The 23,598-nt window shown below is 66.7% G+C and carries 17 protein-coding genes; 8 read left to right on the top strand and 9 right to left on the bottom strand.

Translation table 11 applies throughout. The features are described 5' to 3' along the window. Window positions 1-158: 158 nt before the first annotated feature. From RZV17_RS19570 to RZV17_RS19545, 6 genes are all read right to left on the bottom strand, one after another. A complete protein-coding gene (locus RZV17_RS19570; protein ID WP_355605878.1) occupies window positions 159-1,631 on the bottom strand; it encodes a mannitol dehydrogenase family protein in 1,473 nt (490 codons plus the stop codon). A gap of 113 nt (window positions 1,632-1,744) precedes the next feature. Next, on the bottom strand, window positions 1,745-4,420 hold the full coding sequence (locus tag RZV17_RS19565) for a glycoside hydrolase family 3 C-terminal domain-containing protein (protein ID WP_355605875.1): 2,676 nt from the start codon (window positions 4,418-4,420) through the stop codon (window positions 1,745-1,747). A 2-nt stretch (window positions 4,421-4,422) separates the two neighbouring features. After that, the gene (locus RZV17_RS19560) at window positions 4,423-6,111 is read right to left on the bottom strand and encodes a glycoside hydrolase family 43 protein (RefSeq protein ID WP_355609527.1); all 1,689 of its coding nucleotides are present in this window, start codon (window positions 6,109-6,111) and stop codon (window positions 4,423-4,425) included. Window positions 6,112-6,131: 20 nt separating this feature from the next. Continuing rightward, window positions 6,132-7,391 (bottom strand): D-mannonate dehydratase ManD, encoded by a 1,260-nt coding sequence (manD, locus tag RZV17_RS19555; protein WP_166744513.1) that lies wholly within the window; start codon window positions 7,389-7,391, stop codon window positions 6,132-6,134. A gap of 11 nt (window positions 7,392-7,402) precedes the next feature. Continuing rightward, window positions 7,403-9,367: a sialate O-acetylesterase gene (locus RZV17_RS19550; protein ID WP_355605871.1), complete on the bottom strand. Its 1,965-nt coding sequence runs from the start codon at window positions 9,365-9,367 to the stop codon at window positions 7,403-7,405. Continuing rightward, the gene (locus RZV17_RS19545) at window positions 9,364-11,550 is read right to left on the bottom strand and encodes an alpha-glucuronidase family glycosyl hydrolase (protein WP_355609524.1); all 2,187 of its coding nucleotides are present in this window, start codon (window positions 11,548-11,550) and stop codon (window positions 9,364-9,366) included. The genes RZV17_RS19550 and RZV17_RS19545 overlap by 4 nt, the downstream gene beginning before the upstream one ends. A 176-nt stretch (window positions 11,551-11,726) precedes the next feature. Here RZV17_RS19545 and RZV17_RS19540 point away from each other — a divergent pair, with 176 nt between their 5' ends. Next, window positions 11,727-12,794: a LacI family DNA-binding transcriptional regulator gene (locus tag RZV17_RS19540; RefSeq protein WP_166744515.1), complete on the top strand. Its 1,068-nt coding sequence runs from the start codon at window positions 11,727-11,729 to the stop codon at window positions 12,792-12,794. Window positions 12,795-13,006: 212 nt separating this feature from the next. Here the strand turns inward: RZV17_RS19540 and xylA are convergent, their stop codons facing one another. Beyond that, complete coding sequence (gene xylA, locus RZV17_RS19535) at window positions 13,007-14,344, bottom strand: xylose isomerase (protein WP_355605867.1); 1,338 nt, start codon at window positions 14,342-14,344, stop codon at window positions 13,007-13,009. A gap of 828 nt (window positions 14,345-15,172) precedes the next feature. On the opposite strand from xylA, the gene ttcA reads away from it, so the two are divergent. The 3 genes from ttcA (at window position 15,173) to RZV17_RS19520 (ending at window position 18,579) form a co-directional block, all read left to right on the top strand. Continuing rightward, a complete protein-coding gene (gene ttcA, locus RZV17_RS19530; protein WP_184372325.1) occupies window positions 15,173-16,090 on the top strand; it encodes a tRNA 2-thiocytidine(32) synthetase TtcA in 918 nt (305 codons plus the stop codon). A gap of 60 nt (window positions 16,091-16,150) precedes the next feature. Next, a complete protein-coding gene (locus RZV17_RS19525; protein WP_166744518.1) occupies window positions 16,151-17,056 on the top strand; it encodes a recombination-associated protein RdgC in 906 nt (301 codons plus the stop codon). 737 nt (window positions 17,057-17,793) lie between these two features. Continuing rightward, window positions 17,794-18,579: a SprT family zinc-dependent metalloprotease gene (locus RZV17_RS19520; RefSeq protein ID WP_184372322.1), complete on the top strand. Its 786-nt coding sequence runs from the start codon at window positions 17,794-17,796 to the stop codon at window positions 18,577-18,579. A gap of 432 nt (window positions 18,580-19,011) precedes the next feature. Here RZV17_RS19520 and RZV17_RS19515 read toward each other — a convergent pair whose 3' ends face one another. Then, the gene (locus RZV17_RS19515; RefSeq protein ID WP_355605862.1) at window positions 19,012-19,884 is read right to left on the bottom strand and encodes an alpha/beta hydrolase; all 873 of its coding nucleotides are present in this window, start codon (window positions 19,882-19,884) and stop codon (window positions 19,012-19,014) included. Then, window positions 19,881-20,846 carry a ferrochelatase gene (gene hemH / locus RZV17_RS19510; protein ID WP_355609521.1) on the bottom strand — a complete coding sequence of 322 codons (966 nt, stop codon included), beginning with the start codon at window positions 20,844-20,846 and terminating at the stop codon, window positions 19,881-19,883. The genes RZV17_RS19515 and hemH overlap by 4 nt, the downstream gene beginning before the upstream one ends. Before the next feature lie 152 nt (window positions 20,847-20,998). Between hemH and RZV17_RS19505 the strand changes: the two genes are divergently transcribed. The 4 genes from RZV17_RS19505 to tatC all read left to right on the top strand — a co-directional run bounded on the left by RZV17_RS19505 (window position 20,999) and on the right by tatC (window position 23,598). Next, on the top strand, window positions 20,999-21,898 hold the full coding sequence (locus RZV17_RS19505; protein WP_047694171.1) for a YSC84-related protein: 900 nt from the start codon (window positions 20,999-21,001) through the stop codon (window positions 21,896-21,898). Window positions 21,899-21,970: 72 nt separating this feature from the next. Further along, window positions 21,971-22,198 (top strand): Sec-independent protein translocase subunit TatA, encoded by a 228-nt coding sequence (gene tatA, locus RZV17_RS19500; protein ID WP_003484969.1) that lies wholly within the window; start codon window positions 21,971-21,973, stop codon window positions 22,196-22,198. A gap of 15 nt (window positions 22,199-22,213) precedes the next feature. Beyond that, window positions 22,214-22,864 carry a Sec-independent protein translocase protein TatB gene (gene tatB, locus RZV17_RS19495; protein WP_355605859.1) on the top strand — a complete coding sequence of 217 codons (651 nt, stop codon included), beginning with the start codon at window positions 22,214-22,216 and terminating at the stop codon, window positions 22,862-22,864. Next, complete coding sequence (tatC, locus tag RZV17_RS19490) at window positions 22,861-23,598, top strand: twin-arginine translocase subunit TatC (protein ID WP_228335251.1); 738 nt, start codon at window positions 22,861-22,863, stop codon at window positions 23,596-23,598. The genes tatB and tatC overlap by 4 nt, the downstream gene beginning before the upstream one ends.

Raw genomic sequence — 23,598 nt, 5'->3', positions numbered from 1 at the left:
AGCACGCACGTGGAGCGCGCAGCGGCACGCAGGAACCATCGGGCGCCTCTACGCGTGGTGGAGAGGCGCACCGATGGCAGGTGGGCCGCTCCTGCGCGGCGCGGCATGTGTCGTGCGCAGCTCACACCTCAGCCACCGTTGCCAGGATGCAACGTCGCTCAACTGGCCTCCAGCGAGGCAAGCACGGTCTCCACTTGGCCTGGTGTGGCATCACCCAACGCGAGATAGGCTTTCGCCAGCGCATCGGTGAAGCGCGAATCTGCAGCCAGCGTGCCAAACACCGCATCCAGCGTGAGAAAACGCGCGACATCAGCGGCGGCATCGCCAGTGGCTGCGCGTCCAAGCGCGCCCAGGGCATCGTTCAAGGGGTCGACCAGCGCCACGCCAATGCATGCCTGCCTGCGCACGAAATGCAACCAGGCGGCGACCGGAAGGCATACGCGGTCGATCGGGCGCCCGGAGGCCAGCGCATCGCCGATCGTGCCCAGCAGCCGCACCGGGATCTTCTGCGAGCCGTCCCAGGCGATCTGGGCGAGCAGGTGGCGGATGGCGGGGTTGCGGAAGCGGGCCAGGATGGCGTCGCTGTAGTGCTGTGGGTCGAAGCCCGGCATCGGCTGCAGGGTGGGCGCGATGTCGTCGCGCATCAGTGTCTCGACGAAGGCCGCAAGTTCAGGGTGACGCATGGCGTCGGCTACCGTCTCCAGGTTTAGCAGGCTGCCGAGATACGCCAGCGCCGAATGCGGCGCGTTGAGCAGGCGCAGCTTGGCGCGCGCGTAGCCGGCGATGTCCTCGCTCAGGGTGACGCCTGCGCGTTCGAATGCAGGGCGGCCGCTGCAGAAACGATCTTCGATCACCCATTGGCTATAACGCTCGCGCTGGATCGGCCAGGCGTCGTGCACACCCAGCTGGTCTTGCACGTGCGCGCGCAGCGCGTCATCGGTGGCGGGCGTGATGCTGTCCACCATCGAGCGCGGGAAGGCTGCGTGTTGCGCGATCCAGGCCGCGAGCGCGCGGTCATTCTGTTCCGCAAGCCGCACCACGGCGCGCTGCAGCAGCGTGCCGTTGTCGGCCAGGTTGTCGCAGCTGAGCACAGTGAATGGCGCGGTGCCGTTGCGCATGCGCTGCTGCAACCCGGCGACGAGATAGCCGACGGCACTGCGCGGGGCTGCGGGGTTGGCGATGTCGTGGGCGATGTCGGGATGCGCCAGGTCGAGCGTGTCGCCGGCCAGGCAATAGCCTTTTTCGGTGACGGTGAGCGTGACCAGGCGCACTGCAGGATCTGACAGGCGTGCGAGCACGGTGGCTTGTTCGTCGGCGGCGCAGAGGACTTCGCGGATAGCGCCGATGATGCGCAGCTGCGGGTGTTCGTCGAGCAAGGCCAATGTGTAGAGCCCATCTTGTGGACGCAGCGCATCGCGCACGTGCGGGCTATGCAAGGAAACGGCGCAGATGGCCCAGGTGGGATCTTCGGCGAGTAAATCGTCGATATAGACGGCCTGGTGAGCGCGATGGAAGGCGCCTGCGCCCAGATGCACGATGCCGATGGTGGTGTGTTTTGGGGTGTAGCTTGGTGTGAGAACAGTGGTTGGTAGGTGAGCGAGTGCTGCGATGGAGAGCGTTGGAATTGGCATGGGGTCTTTTTAGTAATCGTGGGGTGCTGCAGGTTTGCTTGGTGGCCTTACCCTCACCCCAACCCCTCTCCCGCAGGGAGAGGGGCTTTGCTCGGCGGCTTGTGGGGGCGCGATTACTTATCGGTGACGGTGAAGCGTTGCTTGCTGCGGATGTCGCTGCTGGAGGCGCCGATCTGCACCTCATAGGCACCCGGATCCACGGCGTACGCCTTGCGCTGGTCGTCATAGATGCGCAGCGCGTCCTGCGCCGTGATGGTGAAGCGCACCTGGCGTTGTTCGCCCGGCTGCAGGGTGATGCGTTGAAAGCCGCGTAGTTCCTTGATGGCGCGTTCGCGTTGTGGCTTCAGCGGCTGCAGATACAGCTGCACCACTTCGTCGCCTGCGCGTTGGCCGGTGTTCTTCAACGTGACCGTTGCGGTGAGTGTGCCGTCGGCGGCCACGGTCTTGCGATCAACCTGCACGGTGGAATAAGCAAACTGCGTATACGACAAGCCATGTCCGAATGGATACAGCGGCTTGCCGGCGAAGTAACGATAGGTGCGCCCGCGCATGGCGTAGTCGTCGAAGGCCGGCAGGCGCTCGTCCTCCTTGTAGAAGGTGATCGGCAGGCGGCCACCGGGGCTGGCCTGGCCGAACAGCACATCGCCCACCGCACTGCCGCCGCGCTGGCCGGGGTACCAGGCCAGCAGGATGGCGGGCACGTGTTGCTGGGCCCAGTCGATGGCCAGCGCCGAGCCGGTGGTCAGCACCACCACCACCGGCGTGCCGGTGGCCTGCAGCGCTTGCAGCAGCTCGCGCTGCGGCTTGGGCAAGCGCGTGTCGGTGCGGTCGCCACCGGCAAAGCCGGGGTAATTGACGTCCATTTCTTCGCCCTCGACATCGCCGGTGAGGCCGCCGACAAACACCACTACTTCGGCATTGCGGGCGGCGTCCACCGCTTCCTGCAGCGGCGGTTTGGCGCCGGGCATGCGCCAGGCCAGGCGCACCCCGGCATCGCGGGTGGCTTCGTAATACTCCACACGCAGGTCGTAGGCTTTGCCGCCTTCCAGCGCCACGCTGGCATTGCCGCCACGCATGCGCGGTGCATCGCTCCATTGATCAATGAGCAACTTACCGTCCAGGTACAGGCGTACGCCATCGTCGGCGGCAATCTGCAATTCGTACGTGCCCGAGACCGGCGGCAGCAACTGGCCATGCCAACGCACGCTGAAATCGTCCTTGCCGAGTGCGCGGTCGGGCTGCAGTTCGCCACGGCCAACTGCATCGTCGGTGGGCGCGTTGCGGTCCCAGCGGAAGGCGATGCGCGGGTCGATGCGGGTCAGCACCGGCTGGCCGGCAAGCGTGCGGCCATTGAAATAGTCGCCGGTCAGGCCGTTCTGCGTGGCACCGGCCGCCGGGCGCAAATAGCGCGATTCGATCGGTGCGGCAGCGTTGGGGTCTTCGCGCCCTTCCACCAGGTCGCTGCCGCGCGCATAGACCACATCGGCTTGCGGTGCGGCATCGCGGATGCCTTGCAGGATGGTGATCGGCGCGGCGGGCGTGCCGTGGTAGTTACCCAGCAGCGACATCGGGTCGTCGGCGGTGGGGCCGACCACGGCAATGCGCTTGAGCGTGGGCTTGAGCGGCAACACGCCGTCGTTTTTCAGCAACACCAGCGATTCGCGTGCGGTGCGGCGCGCCAGCGCATCGTGCTGCGGCGATTGATTCGCCGAGGCGGGAATCTGCGCCCACGGCACGCTGGCCGGCGGGTCGAACATGCCCAAGCGCATGCGCGTGGTCATCAGGCGCTTGAGCGAGGTATCGATGCGGGCCTCGTCGATCAAGCCGGCACGCACCGCCGCAGGCAACGCGGCGTAGGTGTCGCCGCAATCCAGGTCGGTGCCGTGTTTGACGCCGAGTGCGGCGGCGGCTTCGGGCGTGGGCACGATCTTGTGGTTCTGCCAGATATCGCGGATGGCGGCGCAGTCGCTGACGATGTACCCGTCGAAACCCCAATCGCGGCGCAGGATGCCTTCCAGCCGGGTGCTGGCCGAGGCGGATTCGCCATTGACGCGGTTATAGGCGCCCATCACCGCAGCGACCTTGCCCTCCTGTACCAGGGCCTGAAACGCCGGCAGGTAGGTCTCGTAGAGATCGCGCTCGCTGGGGTGTACATCGAAATGATGGCGGTCGGCCTCCGGGCCGCTGTGTACGGCGAAGTGCTTGGCGGTGGCATCGAGCTTGCGGTACGGCCCCTGCTGCGCCTGCAGGCCCTGCACGAAGGTCACGCCCATGCGTGCGGTGAGAAACGGGTCTTCGCCGTAGGTTTCCTGCCCGCGGCCCCAGCGCGGGTCGCGGAAGATGTTGATGTTCGGCGACCAGAACGTGAGCCCCTGATAGCGCTTGTGCTCGCCACGCGCCAGGAACGCGTGGTGCTTGGCGCGCGCTTCGTCGCTGATGGCGGTGGCCACCTCGGCCATCAGCGGCGTGTCGAAGGTGGCCGCCAACCCGATCGCCTGCGGAAACACCGTGGCACCGCCGGCGCGCGCCACGCCGTGCAGCGCTTCGTTCCACCAATCGTAGGCCGGCACCTGCAGGCGCGGGATGGCGGGCGCAGCGTTCTGCATCTGCGCGGCTTTTTCTTCCAGCGTCATGCGCGCCACCAGATCGGCGGCGCGCGCGTCGAAGCTGCGTTGCGTGTCCAGATACGGCGGTGGTGTGGCTGCATGGGCAGCGCCTGCGGCGCATCCGAGTACGAGCAGGACGCCGTGCGCGAGCGAGCGGAAACGGGCGGGCGGGTAGGAGGGCATGGTCAGTCCTGTTGGCGGTCGGGGTGCGATTGGGCGAACGGCCCGATCATGCTGCCGACGAAGCCGCCGGCCTGTTCGGTACTGAGAAAGCCGGCATCGTCGTTGCGGCGGAGCGATTGCCAGCCGCGGCCATCGGCGTCGAAGGCGAAGCTGTACGCGCCGCCATCGCCGCTGATCTGCAGGCGCAGCTGTGCGGTTGCCGGAATGCGGGTCTGTGCAAGCGTGGTGGTGGTGGCGCCATCGCGCTTGTGCAGGAACACCTGCAGCGCATCGCCATCGCGACGGACGCCGAATGCATACCACGCGTTGGAATTTTGAAACGCGGCCAGCCCCGCACTGACGCCCGCCTGCGCGGGCACATCCAGCGCGGTGCTTGCCGTAAAGCGTGTGTGTTGCTGGCGGCGTGCGAGGAAGGCCGGTGTGCCGGCGCTGTCCAGCCCTTGCGTGCCGGCATGCAGCGTCAACCAGCCTGTACGCGTGCGCAGGTCGGCCAGCTCACCCCTGGGCACGCGCACGCTCAGCCACTCGCGCTGCAGCGTGGCGTGGTCGAAGTCGTCATGCCAGGTGAAGTTGCCCGCCAACGGCGCCTGCGTGGCACGTGCCGTCTTCGCGCCGGTGGGCGCCTTGGCGATGTAGGGAATCGGCTGGCCCGCCGGCAGGATGGAGGGCCAGCCATCGCGCCACTGCACCGGCAGCAAGAACGTTTCGCGCCCGGTGTTGTAGCGGTCGCCGCTATACGGACGGCTTGCGAGAAACACCGCCCACCACTGCCCATCGGGCGTGTCCACCAGGTCCACGTGGCCGGCATTGCTGATCGGGTGCGCGCGCGCGGCCGGCAGATCGCGTTGGGTCAGGATGGGGTTGCTCGGCGCGGGCGCATACGGCCCCCACACGTCGCGGCTACGCAACACCACCTGCGAATGCTGCGGGCCGGTGCCGCCTTCGGCGCAGGACAGGTAGTACCACCCGTCGCGTTGATACAGGTGCGGGCCCTCGATCCAGATCGGCTTGCTGGCCAGATCCACGCCGCCATTGAGCAACACCTTGCGCGGGCCAATCGGTTGCTTGGTGGCGAGGTCGAAACGCTGCATCCAGATCGCGCGATGGCCCTCGTATAACGGCGTGCCTTCCGGCGGGCCGTTGTTGAGCAGATACGCGCTGCCATCGGTGTCGAAGAACAATGAGGGGTCGATGCCGTCGATACCCGGCAGCCAGGTCAGCGCCGACCACGGGCCCGCCGGGTCGCTGGCACTGGCGATGAAATTGCCGCCGCTATCGACCGACGTGCCCACCACGTAAAAGCGCCCGGCGTGATGGCGGATGCTGGCGGCGAACATGCCGCGCGACACGCCGAGCCCGTCGTAATCGAGTTGCTCGCGGCGCTCGACCACATTGCCGATCTGCGTCCAGTGCACAAGATCGGTGCTCTCGAACACCGGAATCGCCGGGAAGTACGCAAACGTGGAATTGACCAGGTAATAGCGCTCGCCCACGCGGGTGATGCTGGGGTCCGGATAGAAGCCAGCCAGCACCGGATTGCGGTAATGCCCGGCCGGCAGCGGAGTTGCGAACACCGCATCGTCGCCGCGGTAGTCGAACCAATCGAAGGCGACATCCACGCCGGTGGGCGCCGCTGTCGTTGCCGGTGCCTGCACCGCAGCAGGCGCAGGCGCAGCCATCAGCAGAGCCAGCGCTGCCGGCAGCAGGCGCATCACCAGTCCCACATCGCGCCGTCTTCCAGGCGTGCGATAGGCAACTGCTTGGGCACGTACGGATACTTCGCGGCCAGGTCTTCATCGATGTCCACGCCATGCCCGGGGGTTTCGCCGCAGTGCAGGCGTCCGTCGCGGAAGGTGTAGTCGTGCGGGAACACCGCGTTGGCTTCGTCGGAATGGAACATGTATTCCTGGATGCCGAAGTTGGGCACCCAGGTGTCGAAGTGCAACGCTGCGCCCATGCACACCGGCGACAGATCGGTGGCGCCGTGGAAGCCGGTGCGCACCTGGTGCAGCGCGGCGAAATCGGCCAGCCGGCGCACGTGGGTGATACCGCCGGCATGCACAATGGTGGTGCGGATGTAGTCGATCAGCTGCTGCTCGATCAGGTGCTTGCAGTCCCAGATCGAGTTGAACACCTCGCCCACTGCCAGCGGTGTCACGGTGTGCTGGCGAATGATCTCGAATGCGCGCTGGTTTTCCGCCGGGGTGGCGTCTTCCAGCCAGAACAACCGGTACGGCTCCAGGTCGCGGCCCAGGCGCGCGGCTTCGATCGGGGTGAGCCGGTGGTGCGCATCGTGCAGCAGCTCGATCTCGTCGCCATGGTCGCTGCGCAATTGTTCGAACAACTTGGGCACAACGCCGAGATAGCGCGGCGTGGACCACACGGTTTCGGTGGGCAGCTCGCTTTCGGCCGGCTCGTAGGGCTTGCCACCGACAGAAATGCCGTAGGTCTTCTTGATGCCGGGCACGCCGCATTGCGCGCGGATGGCGATGAAGCCCATCTCGCGGAAGCGGCCCACTTCATCGCTGGTTTCGGCGATATCGCGGCCGTTGGCGTGGCCGTACACCAATGCGCCTTCGCGCGAGCGCCCGCCGAGCAGTTGATACAGCGGCATACCGGCCATCTTGCCCAGGATGTCCCACAACGCCACATCCACCGCGGCAATTGCGCTCATCGTTACCGGCCCGCGCCGCCAGTACGCACCGCGGTAGAAGAACTGCCAGATGTCCTCGATGCGCCCGGCATCGCGGCCGATCAGGTTGGGCACCAGGTGTTCCTGCAGGTACGCCGCCACCGCCAATTCGCGCCCGTTGAGCGTGGCATCGCCCAGCCCGGTGATGCCCGAACGGGTGCGGATCTTCAACGTGACGAAATTGCGGCCCGGGCAGGTGACGATGACGCGCGCTTCGACGATCTCGCGGTCGCGGGCGGAACCTTGCAGCGGTGCAGGGGAGTCGGGAGTCTGTGACATCGTGATCTCGCTCAGGGGGAAGGGGTGGCGGTAATGGGACGTTCGAACGGGCCGGCCGGCAAGCCGCTGCGGTCGTACAGCGTGCACACCGGGCTGTCGGCCCAGCAGTAGCGCACGCGCGTTGCGGTCATGCCGGAAGGGACGCGCACGCTGACATCGCGGCCCTGCAGCGTGGCGCTGGCATAGCGGCAAGTGCCGGACGCCTCGCCGCACAGCTCGAAGCCGATCGGTGCGTCGTTGCCATAGCTCAGCAAGGTGGTGTCCACGTCATCGAAGCGGATGCGCACGCTGTCGCGCTCGCGCTGCAGGCTGCGCGGCACCGGGCCGGACGGCGCAATCGCCTCGCCATACACCACATGCCGCGCTGCACGCGCCAGGCGCCGGCCCAGCTCCTGCTTGTTGGCCGGATGGATGTCGTAGCGGTCGCCGATATCGATCGCCACCGCCAACCCGGCGTGTGCATCGTCGGCAACGAAGCGCCGCTGCGCCTCGCGCAATTGCGCCCAACCGCTTTCGACCGGTTGGGTGGGCGGGGTGCCGTAATTGGCCAGCTGCACCACCAGCAGCGGCAACTGCGCACCGAAACGCTGTCGCCAATCGCGCTGCCATGCGTTGAGCAAGGCCGGGTAATGCGCCGCATCGCCGGCATTGGATTCGCCCTGGTACCACAGCACCCCACGCAGGCCCAGCTGCCCCAGTGGCGCGATCATGCCGTTGTACAAGGTGGTGAGCCCTGCAGCCGACGACCACGGCGCCCGCGGTGGCGAGCCCACTGCCTGCGGCACGATGCGGTATTGCCAGGGCGCGTCCAGCGCCACTGTGCTGCTATCGGCAAACTGCAGTGCGCGCGATTGCGCATCGCCCAACAAGCCGCCGCGTCGATAGGTGTTGAGCACATTGAGCACGATGCTGTTGCGCCCGGCATGCAGCCGCCCGCGCGGCAGTGTGTAGCGACGCGGCTGGTCCGCACCGTAGCTGCTGCCCACGCCGCGCCCGTTGACCCAGGTCTGGTCCAGTTCGTCCACCGGCCCCAGCAACAACGTCGCGTCCTGCGCGGCCTGTGCCGGTGTCAGTTCGATGCTGGTGCGGTACCACACCATGCCGTTGAAGCCGACCAGCTGCGGCACGCCCCAGTCGTCCCATGCGCCCAGTGCCGGCGGTGCGCCCTGCCAGTCGCCGGGCGCATCGGGCTGCCACGGTTCGCCTTCGCCATGCGCATGCCACCAGGCTTCCCACAGCGCGGCCCACTGCGGCGCGGCAGCCACCGGGTCGGTTGCGTAACGTGCTAGCACATCCAGTGCCGGACCATCGTCGCTGGCCGCACGCAGCGGCGCGTCGCCGATCCAGGCCTGCAGTTGCGAGCCGCCCCATGAGGCGTTGATCAAGCCCATCGGCACGTCGACACTCTTCTGCAACTCACGCGCGAAGTAGTAGCACGCGGCCGAAAACTCCTTCACCGTCTCCGGCGTGGTGCGTTGCCACGTTGCAACGCCACCGAAGCTGCGTTGCGGGGTTGGGCTGGATTGCGCGGGCACCTTGAACATGCGGATGCTGGGGTGGTCGGCGTCGGCAATCTCGCTGCGTGCATCCAGCGTGCGGTGCACCTGCAGCTCCATGTTCGACTGCCCCGAACACAGCCACACATCGCCGATCAAAATATCGTCGATCTGTTGCACCACCCCGCTGGCAGTGCTGGCCTTCAAGCGGTACGGGCCGCCGGCCGCATGCGCGAGCAGGCGTGCCTGCCAATGCCCTTGCCGGTCTGCGCGAACCTGCACCTGCGCCGTCTCCAGTTGCACCGTGACACGCGCGCCCGGCGCCGCATCGCCCCATACGCGGATCGGCGCATCGCGCTGCAGCACCGCATGGTCCTGGAACACGGGATGCAGCAGCGGTGCATCTGCGGCGCTTGCCAGTTGCGGCAGCAGCAACACCGATAACGTGGCGACCAACACGTTCAGCCGACATGCGCTCACTTCGGATTCCCCGGTGCGTACGGAAATGTCAGTGCCTGGTAATACGCCAACGGATGCGCTGGCGGCGCCACGCCGGCAGGCAGCGGGCGGCCGGACACACTCTGGAAATAGGCGATGCTCGCATCGCGCCACCACTGCGCCTCACGCTGCTGGATAGCCAAGAAAGCGTCCACCTGTTGGTAGCGCGGCGCATCGATCTTGCCGGCAAGGCCTTGCCAGGTCGTGCGCATCGCAGCCACCTCGCTCACACCGTGGTCGTAACGCCAGACCAGCTCGTCCCACAGCGGTCTGCCGGAGGCCATGCGGTGATCCCACGGCACATGATGGAACCACAGCAGCAACGGCTCGGGCACGCGCTGCACATCGCCGAACACGCGCGCCACCGGCAGCGCATATTGCGCAACGGCATTGCTGCCGCTGGCGCTGCGATCGAAGCCGATCCCGTTGCGGTCGGCGCGGTGGTAATACACCGGGTCCCAGTCAGGGCGTTCGCTGCCGGCATCCCACGGTGCCGGGCCGTAATGGTGGCCGCGCCCCATCAGGTGATGCAGCCCGAGCGGGGTCATGTAGTCCACCACCGCCTCGCGCGAACGCAGCATCATGCCAACCACCGGTTCGACCACCGCCGGATCGTTGGAAAACGTCATGCGTGCCCATTCCTGCACAATGGCCTGCGGCGACAGCTGCGGGTCCCACGCCAGCCGCCCGTACGCGTACCAGTTGGCCTGATCGAAGATCGAGCCGCTCCAGTTGCGGTCGGCACCGATATTGGCCACGCCGGCAATGCCGGTCAGCCGTGTGCGTTTGCTATCGGCGAACAGGCTTCCATCCACGGTCTTTGCAACGGTCGAGCCCTTGCCGCGCGCATAGGTGTCGGCCTGCAATGTTTCGGAAAACAGCGTGCCCAGGTACGCCAGATGCGTGGAAAAGCCCAGGTATTCCTTGGTGATCTGAAACTCCGGCATCAATGGCGTCTTGCGCATCGCACCGAACAACGGGTGAAACGGCTCGCGCGGCTGGAAGTCGATGGCACCGTTCTTCACCTGCACGATCACGTTGTCGCGAAAGGCGCCATCCAGCGGCACGAATTCGCTGTACGCCTGTTTGGCGCGGTCGTCCGGCTGCTCATGCGAATAGACGAAGGCCCGCCACATCACCACCCCGCCATGCGGCGCCAGCGCATCGGCCAGCAGGTTTGCGCCATCGGCGTGGCTGCGTCCGTAATCCTGCGGGCCGGGCTGGCCTTCGGAATTGGCCTTGACCAGGAATCCGCCAAAATCCGGGATGCGCGCATAGATCTCGTCGGCCTTGTCGCGCCACCAGCGCTGCACTTGCGGGTCCAGTGGGTCGGCAGTTTTCAGACCACCGATCTCGATCGGCGCACTGAAGCGCGCACTGAGAAACACCCGAATGCCATAGGGACGAAACACCTGCGCCAGTGCCGCGGCCTTGTCCAGGTACTGCGGCGTGAGACTCCACGCCTTGGCGTTGACATTGTTGAGCACGGTTCCGTTGATGCCCAACGAGGCATTGGCGCGCGCGTAGTCGGTGTAACGCGGGTCCAGATAGCCGGGCAAGGTTTGCCAGTTCCACAACGAGGCGCCGGCATAGCCGCGCTCCACCACGCCATCGAGATTGTCCCAATGATTGAGCATGCGCAGCTGCAGGCGCGGCGCCTCGCGCACATCCAGCGCAGTGAGCGGTTGGCCAGTCTGCAGCAGGCGCAGAAAGTGAAACGCGCCATATAGCGCGCCGACATCGCTGCCGCCCACGATGGCCGTGGTTCGATGCCCATCGACGCTGACCGTGCGGATCAGATAGCCCTCGCGGCCCAGGCCATCGGTTTTCAGCTTCAACGCCGCCATCTGCGGGGCGGTCGCGGCGCCCAGCAGGATGCTGCCATCGGCGGTGACGGTCGCGGTGGTGGGCAGCGTGCTGCCCAGTAGCCCCTGTACACCGCGTTGCAGTTCCTCCCGCGCGGCCTGCAGCGTAGGCGAATCACCGGCCACCACCAGGGCGCTTGCGTGCTGGCGCAGCTGCGCGGCCTTGCCCAGGGTGTGGTAGCGCAACCATAACTCGTAGCCATCTTCGGCATGCACGGGGGCGACCGGCACCAACGCGGCACCCAGCAGGACCAGCCACAGCAGCGCCAGCACATGCCCGCTCGCGCGCGTGCGGCCCATCCGGCATGCGCTCATGCGGCGCGCTCCTGCAGGCTGCAGGCGCGTGGGTGCATCTCGCCGCTCTGTCTGCTTCCCGGTACCATGGCTTGCATCGCGCCACGTCGGGCTGCCGCGCGTGTACCGGCAGCAGCACGCGAGCATCCGCCCGCTGTCGCAGTCACCTGAAGAGGCCACGCTTGGAGAAGATCAGGAAGTCGGTCCGCCGTACCAGTCGCGCGACCACCATCGACGAGGTGGCGGCGCTGGCGAAGGTGTCGCCGATGACGGTCTCGCGTGTGGTCAACAACAACGGCAGTGTCCGCGATGCCACCCGCGAGCGGGTGATGCGCGCGGTCGACAAGCTCGGTTACACGCCCAATCTCGCTGCCAGTGCGCTGGCCGCTGCACAGAGCACCCGTATCGCGTTGATCTACAGCGATCCCAGCGGCGCGTATTTGCGCGAGCTGTTGCTGGGTGTGTTGCGCGTGGCCTCGCGGACCTCGATCCAGCTGGTGATCGACTGCTGGGACGACCTGGATGCCGATGCCGAGCGCCGTGCCGCACGCAAGCTTGCCAAGGGCGTGGCCGGTGTGATCCTGCCGCCGCCGTTGTGCGAGTCCAGGGCCGCGGTGCTGGAGCTGGTGCGCGCCAAGGTGCCGGTGGTGGCGATCGCCTCCAATCACTTCAGCCCCGATGTGGCCTGCGTGCGGATCGACGAATTCGCCGCCGCCAAGGAGATCACCGAGCATCTCATCGCACAGGGGCATACGCGCATCGGCTATATCGCCGGGCACCCGAACCTGTCGGCCAGCACCCGGCGGTTCGAAGGTTTTCAGGCCGCGTTGTCCGATGCCGGTTTGCGCCTGGATCGGCATCTGGTGCAGCCGGGCGACTACACCTACAAATCCGGCCTGGTCGCCGCCGAAAAACTGTTGGCGCGCAAACGCCGCCCCAGTGCCATCTTCGCCAGCAACGACGACATGGCAGCTGCGGCCATCTCGGTCGCGCACCGCCGTGGGCTGGATGTGCCGCGCGACCTGTCGGTAGTGGGCTTTGACGACACCTCTGCCGCCACGGCGGTATGGCCCGAACTCACCACCGTGCAGCAACCCATCGCCGCCATGGCCGATGCCGCGCTGGACATCCTGTTGAAGACGATACGTGCCAAGGAGCGCACGGCGAAGATGGTCGATCATGTGGTCGCGCACCTGCTGGTCAAGCGGGATTCGGTGGCCGCACCGACACCCTCCGATCCGGCCGAGTAAGAGGAGCGACGGCGCGGCCGCAGTACGGGCGCAGTCGCCGACGGGTTGTGCATGTCCTGTGCGTCCCTGCGGTGGCCGGCGTGATGTCCCCTGCGTAATACGCGCCACGGTGTCGTCGATCTGGATGAGTGGCATCGCCTGCATTGCCGCTAGGGCAATGCAGGCGGGGTGTCCCATCCACGCCGCGTCCCACGCCGCGCGCGTGGCAGCGTTCACCGGATCAGATACTGATTGATCAGGTTTTCGTAGGCTTCCTGACGGCCGCTGATCTGCTTGGGCTCGTTACCGGCGGCGTACTTGGCCAGATCCGCCAGCGTGCTGGTGCCGTTGGCAAAGTCGGCACCGGCGCCGCTGTCGAAGCTGGCGTAACGCTCGGCGCGCCAGGTCTCCAGCGGCGAAGACGTCAGCAATGCGTTGGCAACCTCAAGACCACGTGCAAACGCGTCCATGCCACCGATATGCGCCAGGAACAGGTCCTGCGGATCGGACGATTCGCGGCGCACCTTGGCATCGAAATTCAGGCCGCCCGGTGCCAGCCCGCCCTGGCGCAGCACCACCAGCATCGCGCCGACGGTGTCGTACAGGTCGGTCGGGAACTGGTCGGTGTCCCAGCCGTTCTGCGGATTGCCGCGGTTGGCATCGATGCTGCCGAGCAGGCCGGCATCGCTGGCAACCTGCAGATCGTGCTCGAAGCTGTGACCCGAGAGCGTGGCGTGGTTGGCTTCGATATTGAGCTTGAAATCCTGGTCCAGGCCGTGCTGACGCAGGAAGCCGATCACGGTGGCGCTGTCGAAGTCGTACTGGTGCTTCATCGGCTCCATGGGCTTGGGCTCGATCAGGAAGTTGCCGGTGAAGCCGATCGCGCGGCCGTAGTCGCGTGCTAGGGTGAGGAAGCGCGCCATGTTGTCCTGCTCGCGTTTCATCTGCGTGTTGTGCAGGCAGGCATAACCTTCGCGGCCGCCCCAGAACACGTAGTTTTCGCCGCCCAGTTCCACCGTGGCATCGATCGCGGCCTTGACCTGCACGGCGGCGCGCGCCACCACATTGAAGTCGGGGTTGGTGGATGCACCATTCATGTAGCGCGGGTGCGAGAACAGGTTGGCGGTGCCCCATAGCAGCTTGATGCCGGTGTCGGCCTGGCGCTGCTTGGCGATGCCCACCATGTGCTTGAGGTTGCTTTCGTACTCGCCGATATCGTCCGCATCCGGCGACAGGTCGATATCGTGGAAGCAGTAATACGGCACGCCGAGCTTGGTGAAGAATTCGAATGCGGCATCGGCCTTGGCTTCGGCACTGTCGAGCGCGCTGTTGCCGATATCCCACGGATACGCACGCGTACCCGGGCCGAACGGATCGGCGCCGTTGCCGCAGAAGCTATGCCAGTAGGCCACGGCAAAGCGCAGATGCTCGGCCATGGTCTTGTCGCCGATCTTCTTGTTGGCGTCATAGACCTTGAACGCGAGCGGGTTGTCGGAGTCGCGGCCTTCGAAGCCGATCTTGCCGATGCCGGGGAAATACTCTTTGGCGCCGATGTAGACGGTGTTGCTCATGGGGTGGAACTCCTGCAAGGAGGCGAGGGAAGGCAAGGGTGTTGCAAACGAGTGGCCAGTCGCGCAGCGCGGCAGTCGCCTATGTGCACTGCCGCTGCGCCAGCAGCGCGCGCGGCCGGCACCAAGGGGGACTGCGCGCGCAAGATCCGACCCACACCACGCAAAATGTTAGCGCTACCACAATTGCGACCGAAAAAAGCCGCGCGATGAAGCGAAGCTGGAGATTCCATGCCGATTCCGAGTGAAGCGGTCTGCCCGACTTTACCCAGCCCGGCGCCGAAAGGCTTGCTGCGCTGCGAGATACGTAATGTGGCGTGGCGGCTAGGTGTGGTGCTGGCCGGTTGTGGGCTGGCCGGGGCGTACGGCCCTCACCCGCCCTTCGGGCACCCTCTCCCGCATGCGGGAGAGGGAATCGCCGAGCGGGGGAGCTGCTGGGGCGAGAGGAAGCTGCCACGAGAGGGAATCGCCAGGAGAAGGAACCGCCGGGCGAGGGATCGCCAGGAGAGGGAGCGCCAGGAGAGGGAGCTGCCGGGGGGAGAGGGAGTTGCCAGGAGAGGGAGCCCAGAGAGGGAGCAGCCCGGAGAGGGAGCTGCCAGGAGAGGGAATGGCCACGAGAGGGAACCGCCGGGGTGAGGGAGCTGCTGGGGCGTAGGGAGCTGCTGGGAGAGCGCCGCCAGGAGAGCGCCGGTGGGAGGCGCTCCCCCCACAAACAAGGGCTTGCTCCCTTCCCCCGTTTACGGGGGAAGGTGCCCGAAGGGCGGATGGGGGCAGCCACCCCTGACCTCACGACCCAATCCCCATCCCCCCGGCAGCTACAATGGCCGGCTTATGACCGCTGTCCTGCCGCTGCCGCAACCCCTGGCCGACCCCGCGCCGCGCAACCCGCGCCAGCGGCCGATGCCCGAACAGCTGCGCCTGGGCAAACACTTGCAACGCCAGGTGGGCCAGGCGATTGCCGACTTCGGCATGATCGAAGCCGGCGACAGGGTCATGGTCTGCCTGTCCGGCGGCAAGGACAGCTACACCCTGCTGGACATGCTGTTGCACCTGCAGCGCAAGGCGCCGGTGCCGTTCACGCTGCTGGCAGTCAACCTGGACCAGAAGCAGCCGGATTTCCCCGCCCACGTGCTGCCCACCTATCTGCGCGCGCTGGGGGTGCCGTTCGACATCGTCGAGCAGGACACCTATTCGGTGGTCAGCCGGGTGATTCCGGCCGGCAAGACCATGTGTTCGCTGTGCTCGCGGTTGCGTCGTGGCGCGCTGTATGCCTACGCGCAGGCACATGGCGTGACCAAGATCGCGCTCGGCCATCACCGCGACGACATCGTCGCCACGTTTTTCATGAATCTGTTCCACCACGCACGCTTGGCGGCGATGGCGCCCAAGTTGCGCAGCGACGACGGCGCGCATGTGGTGATCCGCCCGTTGGCCTACGTGCGCGAGGCCGACATCGCCGACTACGCGCAGGCGCGGCAGTTTCCGATCATTCCCTGCAACCTGTGCGGCAGCCAGGAAAACCTGCAGCGCCAGCAGGTCGGCCGCATGTTGCAGCAATGGGATCGCGAGCAACCCGGGCGGGTCGATCAGATCGCGCGCGCGCTGGGCGATGTGCGCCCCGAGCAACTGGCCGACCGCCGCCTGTTCGATTTCCTGAGCCTGGGCCGCGCGCCCGGGGCCGCTGCGGCCGTGCCCGACGCCAGTGGCGATTGGCTGGCCGCCAGCGACACCCCACACAACAGCGACTGACGCGCCCGCCCGGTCGCCGTCGGTCTTCCACCTCCACGTTTGTCTTCTTCGGTCTTACGCATGTTCTTTCGCAATCTCACGTTGTTCCGTTTCCCGACCACGCTGGATTTTTCCGAAATCGAAACGCTGCTGCCGCCAGTGCAGCTCAAGCCGGTCGGCCCGCTGGAAATGAACTCGCGCGGTTTCATTTCGCCGTTCGGCCGCGATGAGCAGGAAGTGCTTTCGCACCGCCTGGAAGACTTCCTGTGGCTCACCGTCGGTGGCGAGGACAAGATCCTGCCCGGCGCGGTGGTCAACGATCTGCTCGAGCGCAAGGTCGCCGAGATCGAGGAAAAGGAAGGCCGTCGCCCCGGCGGCAAGGCCCGCAAACGCCTCAAGGACGACCTGATCCATGAGCTGCTGCCGCGTGCCTTCGTCAAGAGCTCGCGCACCGACGCCATCCTGGATCTGCAGCACGGTTACATCGCGGTCAACACCTCCAGCCGCAAGAGCGGCGAGAACGTGATGAGCGAGATCCGCGGCGCGCTCGGCAGCTTCCCGGCGCTGCCGCTCAATGCCGAAGTCGCCCCGCGCGCCATCCTCACCGGCTGGATCGCCGGCGAGCCCTTGCCCGAAGGCCTGAGCCTGGGCGAAGAATGCGAAATGAAGGACCCGATCGAAGGCGGCGCGGTGGTCAAGTGCCAGCATCAGGAACTGCGCGGCGACGAGATCGACAAGCACCTGGAAGCCGGCAAGCAGGTCACCAAGCTGGCGCTGGTGCTGGATGACAACCTCTCGTTCGTGCTCGGCGACGACCTGGTGATCCGCAAGCTCAAGTTTCTCGACGGCGCGCTGGATCAACTCGAACACAGCGAAGACGACGGCGCGCGCGCCGAACTCGACGCACGCTTTACGCTGATGAGCGCCGAAGTCCGCCGGCTGTTCCTGTTGCTGGAAACCGCGCTGAAGCTCAGCAAGGCGGAGTAACCAGGTTTCGAACTTGTGGCGGCATTTGGCAGGCGCGAGTCGATGCGTGCGTCAAAAGCGCGGTGAGTCGAGTGCGCGGTGCCCTCACCGCTCGCGGGACACGCCGTTAACCCGTCCATGGGGGCTCGATGGCGGCATCCATGCCGCCATCGAGCCCGCAATCGGCGAGGACACCGCACCAGAAATTTGGCTGGTGGTTTTACTGAAGAGCGAAGACACCGCGTCGCCGATCCGCTGATCGCTGTTCTGAAAACTCTGCGCACCGACCATCTCGACTGGTCCTTGCCCGCCCACCGTCGCGGGACCTTGAGCGGCATGGATGCCGCGCCAGAGCCTCCAGGGACGGATTCACGGCGTGTCCTGCGATGGTGAGCGGGCAAGGGCCTTGCAGCAAACGCAAAGACGTCGAGGGCGCGGCGCCTTACCGCTCACGGGAAACGCCGTAAAACCCGTCCATGACGGCTCGTTGATCGCATCCACGCCGCCAATGCTCCCGCAAGCGGCGAGGACACCGCACCGGAGCGTTGGTCGGCTGCTTTCTTGAAGACGTATCGTCAGTGCGTCCTGCGGAGGTCGAGGGCAGGGCCATGCAGCCAGGCCGCATATCCACCCAATTCGGCTGCGCCCATCTGCCAGTGGGCGTGGCCGTCTGGTGGGTCGCTCTAAGTCGCGCCAACATCGAATGCATCACATGCGCCGTCTCACCACCTGACACATCGCAGCGCTATCCTGTGCGCATGTTCAAGCCCGTCCGCCGCCTGATTGCGCCGCCCTCACAGGTTGTCGAACGCGATTGCGTGCGCGTGCAACTGGAAGGCCGCGACATCGACGTGCTGCGCGTGCGCGACCCGCGTGCGCGACGCATCAAACTCAGCGTCGACGAACGTGGCGCGCGGTTGACCTTGCCGCTGCGCGCAAGCCTGGTGTCCGGCGAGCGCTTCCTGCACGCGCACCTGGATTGGCTGAGCACGCAGCTGTCGCGCTACCAGCAGGTCGATGCCTTTCCTGCGCTGGAGCGCGGGGTGCCGGGGCTGCTGCCCCTGCGCGGGGCGCTGCTGCCGTTGAGCTGGCACGACGGCCGCTACGCACGCATCGACATCACCGATGCAGGTGCGCAGTTCTATGTGCCCACCCGCCTGGGCGATGCCGGTCTACGTCGCACACTGAAGGAATTCTACGAAGCGCAGGCCCGCGCCGATGTCGGCCGCTGGTTGCCCACCTATCTCCCCGGCCTGCCGCGCGCACCGGCACGGTTGCGTTTGAAGGTGATGTCCTCGCAGTGGGGCTCGCTCGCCCCGGACGGCTCGATGGCACTGGACCTGGCACTGGTGCTCGGCCGCCCGTCTGCGTTCGAATACGTGCTGGTGCACGAGCTCTGCCATCTGCTGCAGGCCAATCATTCGCCGGCCTTCTGGGCCGAAGTGGAACAGCGTTTCCCCACCTGGCGCGACGAACGCAGCTATTTTCACGAACACGGCCGCCAGCTCAAGGCGCAGCTGCGGCGGTTGTTGCAGGTCGCCTGATGCGAGGCCGCAGCGATGTCTGTCTGTCAGGTGCGCAGCGCTCGCGCTGATCCGGTCGCACTAAGTCCAATCAACAGCGATGCAAAGCCACTGCGCGGTCTGCCTTGGCGCGCGGCAAGCCCGCTAGCGCCATTCGTACGCTGCAGCCTGGGCGAGGTGCCGTCGGGCCAGCGGCGATAGCCAGGCAAACTGCTGCGCCAGGGCGCGTTCGGCCATGGCGACGCCTGTGTCCAAGGAGCGGGCCGTTGTCCAATGACGTGCGTCGCACGCTGTCGACCAGACCTGTTCGAACAACGCACGATCGTCTGCCCCAAGCGTTGGATCGGCACGAACCGCACCGCAAAACGTCCAGGGCGCATCCCACCGGTCGAGGCACTCAATTGCAATCACCACGCGCCGCATGACGCATCACGCTCCTTGCAGCTGCCTGCATCACCTCGGCGGTTGCGGCAGATCCGCAAGAAACCCATTGATCACCGCCGCCACCGGTGCCGGGGTTTCCATGTGCAGATGGTGCGTGCCCGGCAGCAGCGTCAGACGCGCGTCGGGCACCATCGCCACGCGGTGATCGCGCAGCGCATCGGAAAAATACGGCTGCGCCGGCGTGGCGAAGATCGCCTGGGTGGGGCACACGATGGAGGCCAGCACCGCGTCGATCTGTGCCTCGGTCATGCGGATGGCGGTGGGCAGGGTCAGGCGTGGGTCGGTGCACCAGCTGTAGCCGCCTTCCACCACGCGCAGGCCGCGCTCCACCAGCAACCGTGCAGCCGGTTCGGTGAGCTGGTTGGCCATCATGCGTGCGCGCACCGGTGCCTCCATCGAGGCGAACACCCGCAGCGGCCGCTGCGCCAGGGTGCGCGTCGAACGCACCGAGTCGCGCAGTCGTTCGGCCGTGCTCTCCACCGGCTCGGCCAGGGCGCCCAGCGCCTCGATGACCAGCAGCGCCTCGATGCGCTCCGGCGCGGCAGCGGCCATCAGGCTGGCGACGCCGCCACCGAGCGAATGGCCCAACAACGTGAAGCGGTCCCAGCCCAGCGCATCGGCCACCTGCAACAGGTTGTGGATCGCGCTGCTGAGCGTGTACTCGGCACCCACCGGCAGCCACGCGCTATGGCCATGGCCGGGCAGATCCAGCACCACCAGATCCAGCGCCTGCGCGTGCAGATGCGCGCTCAGCGGTACGAAGCTGGCCGCGTTATCGAGCCAGCCATGCAGGGCCAGCACCCGGCGCGGCCCGCGCTCTGTGCTGCGCAACCCGGTGATACGACCGATGGCCAGCTCGCACGCAAACGGCTCCAACCTCACGCGCGACGCGCCAGTGCAGCCAGTGCCTGCGCGTGCGCATCGCTGGCATTGAGGCAGGGGATATAGCTGAGCGTGGCGCCGCGTTCGGCCAGCGTTTCGGCAAAGCCCAATGCCACTTCCTCCAGCGTTTCCAGGCAGTCGGTGGCAAAGCCCGGGCACACCAGATCGAAGCTGCGCACGCCGCCTTCGGCCAATGCCCACAAGGTCGGTTCGGCATACGGCTGCAACCAGCGTTCGGCCCCGAAGCGCGACTGGTAGCCCATCTGCCATTCGTCCGCGCCCAGGCCCAGCGCCGCCACGATCGCCTGCGCACTGCGCTCGCATTGCTGCGGATACGGGTCGCCGGCATTGGCCACCCGTTGCGGCAGGCCGTGGAAGGAGAACATCAGCTTCTCGCTACGCCCGTGGACCTGCCAGTGCGCGCGGATGGAGTCGGCGATCGCCGCCACCCAGCCGGCGTCTTCGCAATAGTCCTGGATCACCTCGACCGCGATCTCCGGCGCGCTCGGGCGCCAGGCATCCACCACGTCCTGGATCGAGGCGGTGGTGGTGGTGGAGTACTGCGGGTACAGCGGCAACACCACGATGCGCCGGATGCCGCGCGCACGCAGGGCATCGAGCGTCTTGCGCAATGCCGGCTCGCCGTAGCGCATCGCCCATTCGACGTGCCAGTCGGGCAGCGCCTGTTTCAGGCCATCGGCCAGGCGGCGGGTATACACCGCCAGCGGCGAGCCATCGGGTAACCACACCTTGGCGTATTTCTCCGCCGACTTGGGCCCACGGATCGGCAGAATCACCCCGTACAGCAGCGGTTTCCAGAAGAGCGGCGGAATGGCGACCACGCGGCGGTCGCTGAGAAACTCGGCCAGGTAGCGGCGCACGGCCGGGGCGGTCGGCGATTCGGGGGTGCCGAGGTTCACGACCAGAAGGGCGGTATCGGGAGTGGTGTTCATGCGGGCCATTCTGGCAGAGCCGGGCAGCACTGCCGAGAACACTGCACCAATGGCGGCGATCGGCCGCGTCTTGCAGCCGGTTGCGCTCACCACCGATTCATTGCGCCACCACTAACGTCGCGGCATTGCTATCTTTGACGCATCGTCCCCTGGAGCTTGTCATGCCTCGTTTGTCGCGCCTGGCCCTGTTGTTGTCGCTGACCTTCGCCGCCGGCCATGCCGTGGCCGGCCCGGAAGAAGACCAGCGCGCACGTAATGCGGTGCGGGTGCTCAACGAGATCATGAAGATTCCCGAGCAGTCCATTCCGGACAAACTGCTCGACGAGGCGCGCGCCATCGTGGTCATCCCCGACACGCTCAAGGCCGGGCTGGTGATCGGCGGCCGTCGCGGCCACGGCTTGATGTCGATGAAGAACGCCGACGGCAGCTGGTCGCAGCCGGTGTTCGTCAAGCTCACCGGCGGCAGCATCGGCTTCCAGGCCGGCGTGCAGTCGTCCGACGTGGTGCTGGTGTTCCGCAACGACCGCAGCCTGGACAACATCGTCAACGGCAAGTTCACCCTCGGCGCGGATGCCGGCGTGGCTGCAGGTCCGGTCGGCCGGAACGCCGCTGCCGCCACCGACGGCCAGCTCAAGGCCGAGATCTGGTCGTGGTCGCGCGCACGCGGGCTGTTTGCCGGCGTGGCGCTGGACGGCGCGGTGCTGCAGATCGACGATGCCGCCGACCTCAACGCCTATGGCGGGGGCGCCACCCCGCGGATGATCTTCGAAGGCCGCACCAACGAGCGCCCGTCCACCGACGTGATCGCCTTCCGCGACCGTCTGGAGGAAGTCACCTACACCGCACGCGCCAACCGCACCAGCGATGGCGACGACGACACCGCACCGGTGCCGCCGCGTGCCCCGGGCGCGGCCCCGGCGGCCCAATCCGCACCGCCGCCGCCTGCCAACGAAGCCAGCACGGTACCGATGCAGCCCAGCACCACCCCGCCGCCGCAGCAGGGGTTCCAACCGGTGTCCGATGGTGAAATCCGCACCGAATCACTAGACGGCAACCGCTGAGGCGCTGTCATCCCCCTGCACGGTGCGCTGGGGTATCCTGCGCCTTCCTTCTTTTCAGCAAGCGAGCAGATCATGGGCGGTTTCAGCATTTGGCACTGGCTGATCGTGCTGGTGATCGTGTTGCTGGTGTTCGGTACCAAGCGGCTCACCAGCGGTGCCAAGGACCTCGGCAGCGCGGTCAAGGAATTCAAGAAAGGCATGCACGACGACGACAAGCCCGCCGGCAAGCTCGGTGACGACTCCCGCACTGCCGAGCAGGCGCGTGAGGCGCAGGCCGAACGCGACCGCGACGCGCGCTGATCCGGAGCAGCGTCGGTGTTTGACATAGGTGTTGGCGAACTGACGCTGATTGCGATCGTCGCCCTGGTGGTGCTCGGTCCCGAGCGCCTGCCCAAGGCGGCCCGCTTCGCCGGGCTGTGGGTGCGCCGCGCGCGCGCGCAGTGGGATTCGGTCAAGCAGGAACTCGAACGCGAGCTGGAAGCCGAGGAGCTCAAACGCAGTCTGCAGGACGTGCAGGCCTCGCTGCGCGAAGCCGAAGACCAGCTGCGTCACAAGCAGCAGCAGGTGGAGCAGGGTGCACGCGCACTGCACGACGACGTGGGCCGCGATATCGACATCCGCAGCAGCGCAACGCCGGTGGCCATGCCACTGGAGCTGGTGCATGCGGATCTGTCGACCGGCGCCAATGCGGAGCCGGTTGCCGGGACTGCCCCGGGTGCTGCCATCGCCGCACCGGCGGCGGCAGCGCCGGTGATTGCACAGGCACAGCCCATTGCGCCGGCGCCCCACCAGGCAGTCGTGCCGGCGCCGCATGACCCCGTGGTACCGGCACCGCATGCAGCGCATCTCACCAGTGCGCCTGCGCAGGGCCCGGTCGCCGCACCGCCTGTCGAGCCGGGCACGCTGCACGTGTCCACCGCACCAACCCCGGCCGACCCGGCCAGGATCCAGGAGAAGCACCCGTGAGCCTGTTCGACGACGCACAGGCCGAAAGCAGTCTGATCGAACACCTGGTCGAATTGCGCGCCCGCCTGGTGCGTGCCCTGATCGGCCTGGGTGCGGTGCTGCTGGTGCTGTTGCCGTTCTCGCGGGCGATCTATTCCTGGCTGGCCGCGCCGCTGATCTCGCAGCTGCCGCTGGGGCAGACCATGATCGCGATGAACCCGGCCGGTGCGTTCTTCGCCCCGCTCAAGCTGACCTTCTTTGTGGCGGTGTTTTTCAGCGTACCCTGGCTGCTGTACCAGGCCTGGGCGTTTGTCGCGCCGGGGCTGTACCAGCGCGAAAAGAAGCTGGCATTTCCGCTACTGGCCTCGGCGGTGGCGTTGTTCTACATCGGCTGCGCGTTCGCGTATTTCCTGGTGTTGCCGGCGGTGTTCCACTTCCTGACCACGTTCAAGCCGGACGTGATCGCCATTACCCCGGACGCCAATTCGTACCTGGATTTCGTGCTGGCGATCTTCTTCGCCTTCGGCGCGAGTTTCGAGCTGCCGGTGGCCTTGGTGATCCTGGTGCTGCTGGGCTGGGTCAGCCCCAAGCAGCTCAGCGAAGGCCGCGGCTACGCCATCGTCGGCATCTTCATCCTGGCCGCCGTGCTCACCCCACCGGACGTGGTGTCGCAGCTGATGCTGGCCATCCCGATGTGCCTGCTCTACGAGCTGGGCATCATTGCATCGCGTGCGGTAGGGCCGAAGGAAAGCTAG

Origin of the sequence: Xanthomonas cannabis, assembly GCF_040616535.1 — a bacterium.
GTDB classification, from domain to species: Bacteria; Pseudomonadota; Gammaproteobacteria; order Xanthomonadales; family Xanthomonadaceae; genus Xanthomonas; species Xanthomonas cannabis.
Note: the sequence above shows the minus strand (reverse complement) of the source record. Positions and strands in the feature narration are given on the sequence as shown.